We start from the raw sequence: 13,886 nt of genomic DNA on the forward strand, positions 1-13,886 counted from the left end.
GTGAGTGTCAGTGCGTGAGGTGTGCGGCGAGGGTGTCGAGGATCGAGGCGAGCCCGTTGGCGGCCTGGGCCGTCCGGAGTTGCGGGGGAAGCGGGCTCTGGTGGACGGTGAGGTGGGTGCCGTCGTTGGTGGGCTGGAGCGTGATGGTGGTACGCAGCCCGGTGACGGGCTCGTCGAAGACGAGTTCGCGCGGCGCGGCGATGCGCACGTAGACGAACCGGAGCCGGCGGGTCGCCCCGTCAGGTGCGCGGGTGTCGAGCGCGAACTCTCCGCCGGGACGCAGGTCGACGGCCACGGATTCCGGCGGCACGGTGGCGTGCGAACCGCCCCAGAACGCCGCGATGCCCGTGGGCGAGGTGAAGGCGGTCCAGACGCGTTCGGGCTGCGCCAGGAGGTGGCGCTCGGCGATCAGTTCGGCGCCGCGAAGCCGGGCGCGGGCGGTCAACGAAGCGTCCCGTCGGTCGCGGACGAATGGTTCGGCGGCTGGGTGTCGTCGGCGAGGTGCTGTTCGAGGGTGTCGAGTCGGTCGTTCCAGACGCGGCGCTGGTCATCGATCCACGTGCGGAGCAGCGTCAACTGATCGACCCGCAGTCGGCAGGGGCGTCTGGTGCCCTCGCGTCGCTGCTCGACCAGGCCACACCGGCGTAGGACGCCGACGTGGTGGGAGATCGCCTGCGGGGTGAGGTCGAACGGCTCGGCGAGCTCCCCGACGGTGGCGTCACCACGGGCGAGACGAGTCACCAGGGCGCGGCGGACGGGATCCGCCAGGGCGGCAAAAGTCGGGTCGAGGTCTGCACCAGGGGCCAGGAGCGGCGAGGACATGACCGTACATTAACACAAATCATTACTTGCAAAAGCCATCTTCTTCATAGATGCCTGGCGGGAGTGCCCCTTCTGTCAACTTTGGTTGACGTGGCCGTCCTGTCAATGTAAGTTGACGACTATGAGTCAGGCAACGGAACTCGCGGCCGCGGCCGGCAGCACCGACCCCCGGGTCGGCCTGCGCGCGGTGCGCGCACTGCGCCGGCTGCTCGAACGGCTGGAGGTGGTCCAGGTGGACAACGCCCGACGACAGGGCTGGTCCTGGCAGGAGATCGCCGACGCGCTCGAGGTCAGTCGGCAGGCGGTCCACAAGAAGCACGCCGGGCGACCGGCGGTCGGATCCTCCTGGGAGGCATGATGTTCGAACGGTTCACCGACCGTGCCCGTGCCGTGGTGCGGCGGGCGCGTGACGAGGCGCGGGCCGAGGGTCAGCGCCCGGTCGGCACCGAGCACCTGCTGCTCAGCATCCTCGCTGACGGCGACAGCCTCGCGGTGCGGGTGCTCCGCGATGCCGGCGTGACCGCCGACAACCTGCGGGCGCGTATCCGCCGGCACACCGAGAGCGGTGGGGTGGGCCTCGCCGAGGCCGACGCCGCCGCACTCCGTGAGATCGGCATCGACCTGGCCGCCATCGTGGCCCGGATCGAGGAATCCTTCGGCCCCGACGCGCTGCGGGAGGCCGTGCCGGCGCCACGGCGTCGCTGGGGGCGGCGCCGGTACTCCGGCGGCCCCTTCTCGGGCCGGGCGAAGAAGGTGCTGGAGTTGTCCCTGCCCGCGAGGCGGTGCGGCTGCGCCACCACCACATCGGCACCGAACACATCCTGCTCGGGCTGCTGCGCGAGGGCGCCGGCCTCGGCGCGCTGGTGCTCAGCGAGGCCGGCGTCGACCTGGACGACGTGCGGCGCCGGGTGGAGGCCGCGCTGCGCGCCACCGCCTGAGCCGGTAGCGTCCCGCGCCGCCGCGCTGACCGGGTCGCGTCCCGGGTTCTTCTCCGCGAGCCGTAAACACCGTCCGCCGGTGTCGGGTGGGTGAATCTGCCCACCCGCCGCCGAGTCGCCGAAGCCCGCACCATGCCGCACACTGACGCCGTGGAAGCTGGACGGCAGGCGCGGCCGTTGCGCAGCGCGGTGGTGGTCAACCCGGTCAAGGTGGCCGACCTGAACGGGTTGCGCCGCACGGTGCGCGACACACTCGCCGCGGCCGGCTGGCCCGAGCCACTGTGGTTCGAGACCACTGTCGAGGATCCCGGTCGCGGCCAGACCGAGCAGGCCGTGGCCGTCGGTGTGGACGTGGTCTTCGCCTGCGGTGGCGACGGCACCGTGATGGCCTGCGTCAGCGCCCTGGCCGGCACCGAGGTGGCGCTCGCCGTCCTGCCCCAGGGCACCGGCAACCTGCTCGCGGCCAACCTGGGCCTGTCGAACGAACTGGCCGCCGGGCTGGCGGTGGCGGTGGAGGGCGGGCGGCGACTGCTCGACGTCGGCGAGGTGGACGGGCGGCACTTCGCGGTGATGGCCGGCATGGGCTTCGACGCCCAGATGCTCGCCGCCACCAGCGAGACGACCAAGCGGCGGATCGGTTGGCCGGCGTACGTCGTGGGTGCTCTCCGGCACCTGCGCGACCGGCCGATGCGGGTGTGGATCCGGCTGGACGACCAGCAGCCACTGCGCCGCCGGGCCCGCTCGGTGCTGGTCGCCAACGTCGGCCGGCTCCAGGGCGGGGTGGTCCTGCTCACCGAGGCCGAGCCCGACGACGGCTACCTCGATGTCGCCGTGCTCACCCCGCGTACGCTGCGCCACTGGCTCTCGCTCGGCTGGGCGGTGGTACGCCGGCGCGACCGGGTGCCACGGATGGAGGTGTACCGCGCCCGTCGCGTGGAGATAACCAGCAACCGGGCCCAGCCGCGCGAGCTGGACGGCGACCTGATCGAGCCCGGGCGCGTGCTGCGGGTGCGGATCCGCCGTCGGGCACTGTGGCTGTGCGTACCGCGGCCGGAGCGGACGCCCGACCTCACCGAGGACGCGTCCGCCGTCGCCGAGCGGGGTGAGCGCCTGGTCGAGGAGGGCAGCAGTGAGTAGCACCAAGCTGGTGCCGGAGACCCGGCTGATGTTCGACGAGCAGCTCTGCGCCGACCACGCCTGGCGGACGCTGCGCCGCGAGGGCGGCTGGCGCCTGCTGCGCGACGCCTTCACCCGGTTCCGCTACGGCGACGGATTCAGCCATTCCCGGGCCTTCGCCTTCCAACTCTGCCTCGCCGTGGTGCCGTTCCTGATCGCACTGACCGGGCTGATCTCCGAGCTGGGGGTCGCGGAGGGCGGTGAGGTGGTCGCCGACACCGTGCTCGCGCTGACCCCCGGCGCGAGCGAACAGGTCGTCGCCGAACTGCTCGGCGACGCCGAGCATTCCGAGCGGGTCGAGACCATCGGCGAGGTCGCCCTCACCCTCGGCCTGATCACCGGGCTGGTGGCGCTGACCGGCACGATGGCGCAGATCGAGCGGGGCGCCAACCGGATCTACGGCGTGGAGCGGGACCGCCCGGCACTGCGCAAGTACCTGCGGGCGGCCGTCCTCGCCGTCACCGCCGGCGTGCCGGCGCTGGCCGGGTTCCTCATCCTCGTCGGTGGCGGGCCGATGGGTGACTCGGTGGCACGGCACTACGCCTGGGGCGGGATGGCCAGCGCCGGCTGGGACATGATCCGCTGGCCACTCAGCCTCGGGCTGACCGTGCTCGCCGTGGCGGTGCTGTTCCGCCACGCCCCCCGACGCCACCAGCCCGGCCTGTCCTGGTTGTTCTTCGGGGCCGGCATCGCCACCGCCCTGTGGTGGCTGGCCAGCCTGCTGCTCGCCGCCTACGTCCGGTTCAGCGACGGCTTCGGGCAGACCTACGGGGCGCTGACCGGAATGATGGCCCTGCTGCTGTGGGCCAACCTCACCGGCATGGCGCTCTTCGGCGGCCTGGCCTTCGCGGCCCAGTTGGAGGCGGTCCGCATCGGCGTGCAGGAACCGGCGCAGCCGGACCTGTGGGAGCCGGACGTGCAACGCGGCGAGCTGCTCGACACCGGCGAGATGACCGCCCTCTGACGACCGTCGGGTGTACGGCAGACATCGACCGGGTACAGCGGCACGCCAGAAGCGAAGGAGGCCTTTCGTGGGCGCGGTCAGGGACGTACTGCGCCGACCTCTCGGGCACTTCACCGAACGTACGCTCGCCGGCCTGGCGCTCGTGCTCGGTGCCGGGGTCGGTTTCGGGCTGGTGCTGGTGCTGGTGCGCGTACGGTGGTCCCCGCTGTACGACGTGGACCACGGCCTGGCGCGGTGGCTCAACGAGCAGATCTCCCCGATCGGTCCGCTGGTGACCGTGCTCAACGCGATCACCGACCTGGGCGGCCGGCCCGTGATCATCTGGCTGATCACCGTCGCCGTGGTCGGCTTCCTGATCCGCCGGCAGGGCCGGCTCGCCGTCTTCCTGCTCGTCACCGGGGCGGGTGCGTTGATCCTCGACCTGACGCTCAAGACCCTCGTCGACCGGTTGCGGCCCGAGGTGGAGGTGTCCATCGGCACGTACGCCGGGCAGAGCTTTCCCAGCGGCCACGCGCTCGGGTCGATGGTCGCCTACGGTGCGCTGCTGCTGGTGTTCCTGCCGGCGCTGGCGCCCCGCTGGCGCCGACCGGCGATGGTCCTGGTCGGCACCGTCGTCTTCCTGATCGGGTTCACCCGGGTCGCGCTCGGCGTGCACTTCCTCTCCGACGTGATCGGCGCCTGGCTGCTCGGTGGCGCCTGGCTCGGCGTCACCGCGTACGCCTTCCGGCTGTGGCGGCTGGAGCGGGGCCGGCCCGTGACCCCGCTGACGCAGGGGCTGGAGCCGGAGGCGGCGCACGAGGTGGCCCCCGCGCCGGACGAGCGCGAGCTGCTGCCCCATCCCCGGGCCGCGGTGGCCGAGATCGTGGTCGGTTGGGTGCTGGTCTGCGGCGCGCTCTACGGCTTCGGCATGTTCGTCAGCTACTACGCTCAGGACACCCTCCTCGCCACCTGGGACGAGGTGGTGCCGATCTGGTTCGCCGAGCGGGGCACCCCGCTGCTCGACGAGCTGAGCTGGTGGTGGAGCAAGGCCGGCGACACCCACGCCATCCTGCTAATCTCGCTGGTCTTCTGCCCGCTGGTGCTGGCAGTCTGGCGTCGCTGGCGGCCGGTGTTGTTCGTGGCGCTGGTGATGTTCGGCGAGCTGACCCTCTTCCTGGCCAGCGCCGCGGCGGTGGACCGGCCGCGTCCGCCCGTGGAGAATCTGGACGGCCCGATGCCGACCTCGTCGTTCCCCTCCGGTCACATCGCCGCGACGTGCTGCCTGTGGCTCGCCGTCGCCGTCATCGTCTTCCCCCGCACCGACCGGTGGTGGCGGTGGGTCTTCGTGGCGCTCGCGGTGGTGATGCCGGTCGGGGTGGCCGTCTCGCGGATGTACCGGGGGATGCATCACCCGACCGACTTCATGGGCGCGATCCTGCTCACCACCCTGTGGGTCGGACTGCTGTACTGGGTCGTGCGCCCCAACGAGGACCTGCGTCAGGGCAACCGGCCGGCCATCGGGTCCGAGGACGTCGGCGCCCTCGATGACGAGCTGGCCGAGGCCGCCCGACCCGTGTGAGCCGCCCCGTGCTGCGGATGATGACCTGGAACATCCGTACCGGCGGCCGGGACACCGGCGGCCCGGACCGCCGTGACCGGATCGCCCGGGTGATCGCGGGCCAGCGGCCGGACGTGCTGGCCCTGCAGGAGTTGCGGAATCTCGACGTGTCGGCGTTCGCCGCCCGGCTGGGGATGCGGCCGTTCCGTGCCCGTTCCTGGTTCGGGCAGCCGGTGGCCGTGCTGGTCCGCCCGCCGTGGCGGGTGCTGTCCGCCGCGCCGGTGCGCCGCCCGTGGCACCACGCCGCGCAGCGGGTGGTGGTGGCCACCGGCGCCGGAGCGTTCACCGTGCTCACCACCCACCTCGACCCGTACTCGGGCACCCGCCGGCTGGTAGAGGCCGGCTGGGCGGCCGCCGCGCTGCGCCCGGCCCGCGACAACCTGGCGCTGCTCGCCGGCGACCTGAACACCCTCGATCCGTACGCCGACCACGCCGAGCGGATCGCCCGGCTGCCCGCCGCGTACCGCCGTCGACACCTGCACCGGGACGGCCGGACCGTGGACACCCGGGCGGTGGCCCGCCTGCTCGCCACCGGTCTGGTCGACCTGGCGGCGACCGGTGGACCCACCGCACCCACCCGGCACGGCGGTACGGAGTTCTCCGACATGCGCCTGGACTACCTGCTCGCCACCCCCGCGCTGGCTGCCCGCCGCACCGACGTCCAGGTGCTCCGCGACCCGGACACCGACCACGCCTCCGACCACTACCCCCTCCTCGCCCACTTCGACCTCCCGTCACCTTGACCCCCGCCGCCGGTTCCCCGCCGGTTCCCCGCCGGTTCGCCGCGCAGTTGATCAAGAGGTTTTGGTCATGACACGCGTGTTCGCATGACCGAAAGCTCTTGGTCAACTGCGTCGGTGAGGCCGGGGCGGGAACGGGTGAGGGCGGGGATTGTTGGGCGGGGTTAACGTTCGGGCCGTGATCGAATCTTCGGCTGGTGATCCCGTGCCCGACGGTCGACCGACCGGGTCGGCATCGGGCGGATTGCCGCCAGTGGCGGTTGTCGTGCGGGTCATCGCGCTGGTGGTGGTGCTACCGGTGCGGTTGGCCTGGGAACTGCTGACGGCGACCGGCCGAGGGCTGTACCGGTGGGTGCTCGCCCCGACGATTCGGTTCGTGGACCGCTGGCTGCTGCGTCCGCTCGGCTGGCTGCTGCGGCACCTGGTCTGGATTCCGCTGCTCTGGGCGGCCCGCGCGGCGTCGTGGCTGTGGCGGGCGCTGGTCTGGCTGCCGTTGAGCTGGCTCGGCGACGGTGTGGCCTGGCTGTGGCGCAACGCCCTGTGGCCGCCGCTGCGATGGTGCGGTCGGAGTCTGGCGCGGCTGTCGCGGTGGTGCGGGCTCGGGCTGGTCTGGCTGGTGTCGATCCTCATCCTGGTACCGCTGTACTACCTGCTGTGGGTGCCGCTGGCCCGGCTGGTCCGGGTGCTCACCCCGCCCGCCCGGCTGATCCTGGCCACGTTGAGCCGGTGGCTGTCCGCTCTGGCCCGCCGGTCGGCCGTCGTGCTCGGCTGGGCGTGGCGGGCGGCGGGCCGGATCCTGTGGTGGTGCTGGGCGCTCACTCTGCGTCCGGTGTGGCTGGCGGGACGATGGCTGTGGCGGGTCGCGGTCGTGCCGGTGGGCCGGGCGGTCCGCACGACCTGGCGCGCGACCGTCACGCCGGCCGCCCGCTGGCTGCGTCGCAGCGTCCTGGAGCCGGCCCGCCAGGCCACCCGCGAGGCGCTGACCGCTCTCGGGCTGCGCCGCTGACCGGTTCTCGCCCCGGCGGACGCGGCCACCGGGGTCGGTGCCGCGTCTGGTCGGTGCCGTGCCTGATCAGCGCCGTGCCTGATCAGCGCCGCGTCTGATCAGCGCCGCTTCTCGGCACTGCGCCGACTTGGCGCGGCGCTCACAGCACCAGGTTGAGCAGGACGGTCAGCACGATCGAGGCGACGATCGAGAAAAGGATCATCAGGAGGCAGCCGAGGCCGCCGCCGGCCGGACGGATCTCCGTGTTGCCGATGCGCATCGTCTCACCTGTTCGTCAGTTCGTCGGAGTGCTCCTGCACCCGCAGGGCGCGGCGGTGCGACCCCGCCAGCCCGGGACGGGCAGGTCACAGCTCGCGCAACCGGGGCAGCAACTGCTCCTGCGCCCAGTCCAGGAACATCGGTTGGCTGTCCCCGCCGACCTGGACCAGCGCCACGTGGGTGAACCCGACGTCGACGAACTTCTTGAACGCGGCCACGTGCTTGTCCACGTCGGGCCCGCAGGAGATCCCGGCCGCCACGTCCTCCTCGCGGACGCTCTGGGTGGCCGCCTCGAACGCGTCCGTGTCGGGCAGATCGGTGTTGACCTTCCAGCCCAGTCCGAACCAGCGGAACTGGTCGTGAGCGATCTTGCGGCACTCCGCCTCGTCGGGGCCGTAGCAGATGGCCACCTGTCCGTACCGGGGACGCCCGACGCCGCCGGCCTCCTCGTACATCTCCACCAGGTGCGCCTGCGGCTCGGTGGCGATCATGCCGTCGGCGTACTCGGCGGCGAGCGTGGCGGACTGCCGGCCGGAGGCGGCCACCGCCATCGGCACCGGCACGTCGGGCCGGTCCCAGACGTACGCGTCCGGCACGTCGTAGTGGTTGCCGGAGAAGGTCAACGTCTCCCCGTTGAGCAGCGGCCGGATGATCTGCAGCGCCTCCTCGAACATCTCGTGTCGCTGCTGCACGTGCGGCCACGCGCCGACCACGTGCTCGTTGAGGTTCTCTCCGGCGCCGAGACCGAGGGTGAACCGGCCGTCGGAGAGGACGCCGATGGTGGACGCCTTCTGTGCCACCACCGTCGGGTGGTAGCGGCGGATCGGACAGGTCACGAAGGACATCAGCTCCGCCCGGGAGGTGGCGTGCGCGACCGCGCCCAACACCGACCAGGCGTACGGCGAGTGCCCCTGTGACTCCAGCCAGGGGTAGTAGTGGTCGGACACGACGAGTTGGTCGAAACCGGCCGCCTCGGCGCGTACCGCGTAGTCGACGAGCTGCTTCGGGCCGGCCTGCTCGCACAACAGGGTGTAGCCGATGCTGACCATGGTGTCTCCTTCCGAACCGGGTGGCCCGTTCCGGATACCCCGCCCCGGTTCGATCAACCCTGGATGGCGCTTGACGCCCTACGGGCCGCTGTCTACCGCTGACCTGAACCGGTTCAGAGATCGGCGTGGTGCGCATCTGTGGTGGGGATGCCCGCCCTGTTGCTCTCATGGGTCGTCACGGGTCATCGCCCGCCGCCGAGCCGTACTGAACCGGTTGCTTTTCGGTATTGCATCGGCCTACGCTGATGCCTGCCTCGCCGGGCCCCGGACAGCGGCTGTCGGGCTGCAGCCGCCACACCAGCCACCACCGCAACCCCCGCTGGGCGCGGGGGAGAGACCCTGCTGCGAGGAAAAGCGATGAGAAGACTATTCGCGGGTGCCGGCGCCGTCCTGCTGGCGACCGTCGCCGCCGTGTTCGCCTTCGGGCCGTCGGCGCAGGCCGCCACCGGCTTCACGGTCAGCGCCGGCAAGCTCTACGACGCGAACGGCCAGGAGTTCATCATGCGCGGCGTCAACCACGCGCACACCTGGTACACGAGCCAGACCAGCTCCTTCGCCAACATCAAGGCGCTCGGCGCGAACAGCGTGCGGGTCGTGCTCTCCAGCGGCGACCGGTGGACCCGCAACAGCGCCGCCGACGTGACCAACGTGATCCAGCAGTGCAAGGCCCAGCGGCTGATCTGCGTACTGGAGGTGCACGACACCACCGGCTACGGCGAAGAGGGTGGGGCCATCACCCTGGACCGCGCGGTCGACTACTGGCTCAGCATCGCCAGCGCGCTCAACGGGCAGGAAGCGTACGTGATCGTCAACATCGGCAACGAGCCGTACGGCAACCAGAACTATTCCTCCTGGACCACCGACACCTCGAACGCCATCCGGCGGCTGCGCAACGGCGGTATCCAGCACACCATCATGGTGGACGCCCCGAACTGGGGCCAGGACTGGGCCTTCACCATGCGCGACAACGCACCGACGGTGTTCAACGCCGATCCGGCCCGCAACACGGTCTTCTCGATCCACATGTACGGCGTCTTCGACACCGCCGCCAAGATCAGCGACTACCTGGGGCGCTTCCGCAGCCGGCAACTGCCGATCGTGGTCGGCGAGTTCGGCCACAACCACTCTGACGGCGACCCCGACGAGGACGCCATCCTGTCGTACACCCAGGCCAACGGCATCGGCTGGCTGGGCTGGTCGTGGAGCGGCAACAGCGGCGGCGTCGAGTACCTCGACATGGTCACCAACTTCAACCCGAACCAGCTGACCAGCTGGGGCCAGCGGCTGTTCAACGGCACCAACGGCATCCGGCAGACCGCGCGTGAATCCACCGTCTACGGGCCGGGTCCCACCCCCACCCTGACGCCCCCTCCGACCCCCACGCCGACGCCCACCCCGACCCGCACTCCGACCCCGACGCCGACGCCCACCCCGACCCGCACTCCGACCCCGACGCCGACGCCCCCTCCGACCCGCACTCCGACGCCGACCCCGCCGCCGGGCGCCGGCTGCTCCGCGACGTACTCGATCAGTAACCAGTGGCAGGGTGGGTTCCAGGGTGATGTCCGGGTGACCGCCGGCAGTTCCGCCATCAACGGCTGGACGGTGCGCTGGACCTTCGCCAACGGCCAGACCGTGACGCAGTCCTGGAACGCCACGCTGACCAGCAGCGGCTCCACGGTGACGGCGCGCAACGCCGACTACAACGGCCGACTCGGGGCCGGCGCCAGCGCCAGCTTCGGCTTCCTCGGCAGCTGGAACGGAACCAACTCGGCACCTGCGGTGACCTGCACCGCGAGCTGACCCCCGCACCGCCGCACCATCGGCCGGTGCCCGGGTCCGTACGGGCCCGGCCACCGGCGCGTCGGTACGCCCACGCCGTGGAGGTCAGCGCGGCGATGGCGGCCTGCACCTGGTACGGGCCGACCGGGCCCCGGGGCAGTCCTCGGGCCCGGCAGGGCCTCCTGCACGGCGTCCTCGGCGGTGGCGAAGTCACCGAAGCGGCGGGCGAGCACGCCGAGGACCTGCGGCGCGAGGTCGCGCAGCAGGTCCTCGATCGAGGTCTTCTGCCTCATGGGTAATGGGATCCGTGCGAGGGTGATTGCATCGGCGGAACTCTGAATCGGGGATGTCATGCTGAACGGCAAGATCGCTCTCGTCACCGGCGGTGGGGCAGGTATCGGACGGGCGATCGCGCAGGCCTACGCCAAAGCCGGGGCCAGTGTCATGGTCACCGACATCGACTCCGACGCGGCCGCCGCGGTCGCTTCCGAGATCACCGAGTCCGGTGGCACCGCCGACAGCAGGCACCTCGACACAACCGATCCCGAACGGCACTTCGCCGTGATCAAGTACATCGAGGAACGCTTCGGCCGGTTGGACATCGCGGCGAACAACGCCGGGGTGACCGTGCCGGCCGTTCCTACCGCCGATCTGCCACTCGATCAGTGGGAGAAGGTCCGCAACGTCGACCTGGACGGCGTCTTCTACGGCGTACGCGCCCAGATTCCGGCCATGCTCCGAGCCGGCGGCGGCGTGATCGTGACGATCTCCAGCATCGCCGGCAAACGCGGTCTCTTCGGCATGGCGCCGTACGCCGCCGCGAAGCACGGCGTGATCGGCATCATGCAGACCATCGCCTGGGAGTACGGGCAGCAGGGCATCCGTGCCCTCTCCGTCGGTCCCGCCTACATCGCCACCGGTCTGGAGAACAACATCCCGGTGGAGATCCGCAAGACGTTGCCCGGAATGCACGCCCTCGGGAGAATGGGCGAACCACGCGAGGTCGGCGACACGGTCGCCTGGCTCAGCAGCGACCAGGCGAGCTTCCTCACCGGCTCCTACATTCCCGTCGACGGCGGCTATCTGGCCCGCTGAGCGGTTCCTCCCGGCCCGGCCGCCGGGATGCTTCCGGGACGGAGGCCCCCTCACGGCTGCGCACCATTGTCGGTGCCTTCACCAGCAGGTCGAAGCCACCGAGCCGGTTCTCGACATGCGGCCCGGAACATCGTTGATATCGATGAACACTGCGACTTCCTGTCCGTGCCTGGTCACCACCTGGGCCTCGCCGCAGGCGGCTGCGGCTCAGGGCTACCTGCGCAGGTAGCGAGTCAGCCGGGACCGACCGGATCGCACGGGCCGTCGTGGTCGGCCCGCCGGGTGCACCGACGCCGGTCGGGCAGGAAGCGGTCGCAGAACACCCAATGGCGTACGTGCTGCGCGTCCTCCGAGGAGACGTTAGCGCCGGCCACCTCGATACCCGGTATCAGTGCCAGCGACCGGCTCAGGGTGTACGCGAAGCGAAGTGCGTCGGCCAACTCCGGCACGTTCACGGGCAGGTGGATCACATGCCGCTGGCTCATGGCGTCCTCCGCTGCGCGTGGGCGGCCTGCCAGTCACGCAGCGCCCGCTTGAGGCGTATGTTCTCGTCGTCCAGCCGGGCCAGGTCCTGATAGAGGATGGTCAGTTCCCGCGCCACCCGGTGCAGGAACTGTCGTACCTCCTGCTCGTCGAGGCCTCGGCGGCCGAAACCGACGACGGAGAACTGCCAGTCCCGAACCTCGCGCGGGAACAGCCGTTCCGGCCGCCTGCCGTAGACATTTCCGCGACTCATCGGATGCTCCTCCAATGTGAATGGGGCGGCCCTGCGGCGGAGGGGAGTTCCGGGCAGGTCCGCCCCCGCCCGACGACCGCAGCCTCACTCGGCGAGTACGGCCACCGGGCTGCCAGTGGATGGTGGACGGTGGACGGTGGAGATTTCCGGCCAGGCAGGCTCGCGACGACCTGCCCTGCCGTGATAGGTATTCATCAAGTCGGTCGGAGCCGGAACAGCGGTTCCATGTTGAGACCCGACGAGAACCGGTATGCGTCTGCCACACGCGAGGCCGTCTCTCGTCACCTTCTCGGCTGTTGGCCCAGCCGCGGTTGCTGTGCTTGCACCGGGCGTCCCCGGGGGTCGGCGATCACCCTCACCCGAAGACCACATTTCCAGTGGCCTCGGCATTGGTGCAACCAACCCCAACCGATCTCAGTCAGAGATGGGGCAGGAAAGAGGGATCATGCCTGTCAAACATGAGTCGTTCGTGCAGACGCTCCGCGCCCAATGGCTGGGCCAGCAGATGCGGCAGCTACGCGAGCAGCGCGGTTTCACCCTCAAGCAGGCGGCGGAGTTTCTGGAACGAGATTTCTCCTCTGTCGCGCGGTGGGAGCGCGCCGAGTGGCCGTTCCGCCGAGGGGTCGTGGTGTCCCTCCTCGACCTTTACGGCGAGCATGACGGTCGCGAGCGGAACCGCTACATCCAACTTGCTGAGGATGCGTGGCGTACGGATCGGTGGGACGACGACTACGACGAGCTGGTCGAGGCATCCTTCATCGACTTTCCCTGGTTGGAGAGTCGGGCGGAACAGATTTGTTCGTGGGACGCCATGCTCATGCCAGGGCTCATGCAGACGCGGGACTACGCCGAGGCTGTGATCCGCAACGCGGAGGGTGACAAGGCGACCGACTACTCGGTCGGCAAGTGGTTGCAGTTGCGGCTGGACCGGCAGAGGGTGCTTGACCGAGAGCCGAGCCTGCGTATCGCAGCGGTCATTGACGAGAGCGTCCTGCGTCGTCCAGTCGGCGGTGCATCCCTGATGCGTGATCAGCTCCAGCACCTCGGGGAACTGCTGTTGAGCGCCAACATGGATATTCGTGTCCTGCCATCCGCCGTTGGTCTGCACGCTGGCTTGGATGGCTCCTTCGTGCTTTTCGCCATGCCCAAGCCCTACCCAGAGGTCGCCTACGCCGAGATGCTGGGAGGACGCCGATTCATGGAATCGCCCAAGTCAAAGCGCTACGCGCTTGCGTACGATCGACTTCGGGAGGCCGCTCTCGACCCGCGCGAGTCGGCAAGACTGATCACCAAGATCGCGGAGGATCTGTCATGAACCGAGATTTGCCGGCTGTGGCCTGGCATATCAGCACCAAGAGCAACAGTAACGGAGGCAGCTGCGTCGAGGCGGGGCCGGTGCTCGATGGTTCTGGACGGGTTGCTGTCCGGCACAGCAAGGCACGCGACGCTGCGACGATCGTCTACACCTTCGAGGAGTGGACGGCCTTCATCGGTGGCGTCAAGGACGGCGAGTTCGACTTCATCAGGAGAGGAGCATCTGCACCTCGCGCCAGAGTTTGTCGAACGACAGTGAGTTAGCCCGCGTAAGGGAGACCGGCAATAGGCGAGGCCTGGGGTCCAGGGCTGGTGATGCTGCGCCTCGGGTGATGGGCAGCGCGGGATGCGGCATGTCGGGGTGTTCGGGCCGATCGGGTGGGCACGAGTTGCGGCATACCGGGGCATC

General features: G+C 70.4%; 17 protein-coding genes. 12 read left to right on the forward strand and 5 right to left on the reverse strand.

Going from position 1 to position 13,886, the window contains the following annotated elements; translation table 11 throughout:
• Nucleotides 1–7: 7 nt before the first annotated feature.
• Together IEY61_RS10115 and IEY61_RS10120 are read right to left on the reverse strand one after the other, a co-directional pair.
• A complete protein-coding gene (locus IEY61_RS10115) occupies nt 8–445 on the reverse strand; it encodes an SRPBCC family protein (protein ID WP_189042869.1) in 438 nt (145 codons plus the stop codon).
• Complete coding sequence (locus IEY61_RS10120; RefSeq protein ID WP_189042871.1) at nt 442–822, reverse strand: ArsR/SmtB family transcription factor; 381 nt, start codon at nt 820–822, stop codon at nt 442–444. Before IEY61_RS10120 ends, IEY61_RS10115 begins: the two co-directional genes overlap by 4 nt.
• 121 nt (nt 823–943) lie before the next feature.
• Here IEY61_RS10120 and IEY61_RS10125 point away from each other — a divergent pair, with 121 nt between their 5' ends.
• From IEY61_RS10125 to IEY61_RS10155, 7 genes are all read left to right on the forward strand, one after another.
• Entirely contained in the window at nt 944–1,180 is a 237-nt protein-coding gene (locus IEY61_RS10125; RefSeq protein ID WP_111218248.1) for an HTH domain-containing protein, read from the forward strand.
• Complete coding sequence (locus IEY61_RS32300) at nt 1,180–1,854, forward strand: Clp protease N-terminal domain-containing protein (RefSeq protein WP_444543346.1); 675 nt, start codon at nt 1,180–1,182, stop codon at nt 1,852–1,854. The genes IEY61_RS10125 and IEY61_RS32300 overlap by 1 nt, the downstream gene beginning before the upstream one ends.
• A 38-nt stretch (nt 1,855–1,892) precedes the next feature.
• Nucleotides 1,893–2,897: a diacylglycerol/lipid kinase family protein gene (locus IEY61_RS10135; RefSeq protein WP_189042944.1), complete on the forward strand. Its 1,005-nt coding sequence runs from the start codon at nt 1,893–1,895 to the stop codon at nt 2,895–2,897.
• The gene (locus IEY61_RS10140) at nt 2,890–3,900 is read left to right on the forward strand and encodes a YihY/virulence factor BrkB family protein (protein WP_189042873.1); all 1,011 of its coding nucleotides are present in this window, start codon (nt 2,890–2,892) and stop codon (nt 3,898–3,900) included. The genes IEY61_RS10135 and IEY61_RS10140 overlap by 8 nt, the downstream gene beginning before the upstream one ends.
• Before the next feature lie 67 nt (nt 3,901–3,967).
• Entirely contained in the window at nt 3,968–5,458 is a 1,491-nt protein-coding gene (locus IEY61_RS10145; RefSeq protein WP_189042875.1) for a phosphatase PAP2 family protein, read from the forward strand.
• Entirely contained in the window at nt 5,455–6,240 is a 786-nt protein-coding gene (locus IEY61_RS10150) for an endonuclease/exonuclease/phosphatase family protein (protein ID WP_308424563.1), read from the forward strand. The genes IEY61_RS10145 and IEY61_RS10150 overlap by 4 nt, the downstream gene beginning before the upstream one ends.
• Before the next feature lie 250 nt (nt 6,241–6,490).
• Nucleotides 6,491–7,243, forward strand: coding sequence for a hypothetical protein (locus IEY61_RS10155; protein WP_189042877.1), 753 nt, complete (start codon nt 6,491–6,493; stop codon nt 7,241–7,243).
• Between the two features lie 344 nt (nt 7,244–7,587).
• Here IEY61_RS10155 and IEY61_RS10160 read toward each other — a convergent pair whose 3' ends face one another.
• A complete protein-coding gene (locus IEY61_RS10160) occupies nt 7,588–8,550 on the reverse strand; it encodes a TIGR03557 family F420-dependent LLM class oxidoreductase (protein WP_189042879.1) in 963 nt (320 codons plus the stop codon).
• A gap of 357 nt (nt 8,551–8,907) precedes the next feature.
• Between IEY61_RS10160 and IEY61_RS10165 the strand changes: the two genes are divergently transcribed.
• From IEY61_RS10165 to IEY61_RS10175, 3 genes are read left to right on the forward strand one after another with little or no spacing between them, the layout of a single operon-like run.
• Complete coding sequence (locus tag IEY61_RS10165) at nt 8,908–10,353, forward strand: cellulase family glycosylhydrolase (RefSeq protein WP_189042881.1); 1,446 nt, start codon at nt 8,908–8,910, stop codon at nt 10,351–10,353.
• Between the two features lie 26 nt (nt 10,354–10,379).
• Nucleotides 10,380–10,631: a hypothetical protein gene (locus IEY61_RS32125; RefSeq protein ID WP_189042884.1), complete on the forward strand. Its 252-nt coding sequence runs from the start codon at nt 10,380–10,382 to the stop codon at nt 10,629–10,631.
• 52 nt (nt 10,632–10,683) lie between these two features.
• Nucleotides 10,684–11,427: an SDR family NAD(P)-dependent oxidoreductase gene (locus IEY61_RS10175; RefSeq protein ID WP_189042886.1), complete on the forward strand. Its 744-nt coding sequence runs from the start codon at nt 10,684–10,686 to the stop codon at nt 11,425–11,427.
• Between the two features lie 233 nt (nt 11,428–11,660).
• Here the strand turns inward: IEY61_RS10175 and IEY61_RS10180 are convergent, their stop codons facing one another.
• Nucleotides 11,661–11,912 carry a hypothetical protein gene (locus IEY61_RS10180; RefSeq protein ID WP_189042889.1) on the reverse strand — a complete coding sequence of 84 codons (252 nt, stop codon included), beginning with the start codon at nt 11,910–11,912 and terminating at the stop codon, nt 11,661–11,663.
• Entirely contained in the window at nt 11,909–12,163 is a 255-nt protein-coding gene (locus IEY61_RS10185; RefSeq protein WP_189042891.1) for a DivIVA domain-containing protein, read from the reverse strand. The genes IEY61_RS10180 and IEY61_RS10185 overlap by 4 nt, the downstream gene beginning before the upstream one ends.
• A 445-nt stretch (nt 12,164–12,608) precedes the next feature.
• On the opposite strand from IEY61_RS10185, the gene IEY61_RS10190 reads away from it, so the two are divergent.
• Nucleotides 12,609–13,478: a helix-turn-helix domain-containing protein gene (locus IEY61_RS10190; protein ID WP_189042893.1), complete on the forward strand. Its 870-nt coding sequence runs from the start codon at nt 12,609–12,611 to the stop codon at nt 13,476–13,478.
• A complete protein-coding gene (locus IEY61_RS10195) occupies nt 13,475–13,741 on the forward strand; it encodes a DUF397 domain-containing protein (RefSeq protein ID WP_189042895.1) in 267 nt (88 codons plus the stop codon). The genes IEY61_RS10190 and IEY61_RS10195 overlap by 4 nt, the downstream gene beginning before the upstream one ends.
• Nucleotides 13,742–13,886 lie beyond the last annotated feature (145 nt).

Origin of the sequence: Micromonospora sonchi (assembly GCF_014646235.1) — a bacterium.
Taxonomy (GTDB): Bacteria; Actinomycetota; Actinomycetes; order Mycobacteriales; family Micromonosporaceae; genus Micromonospora; species Micromonospora sonchi.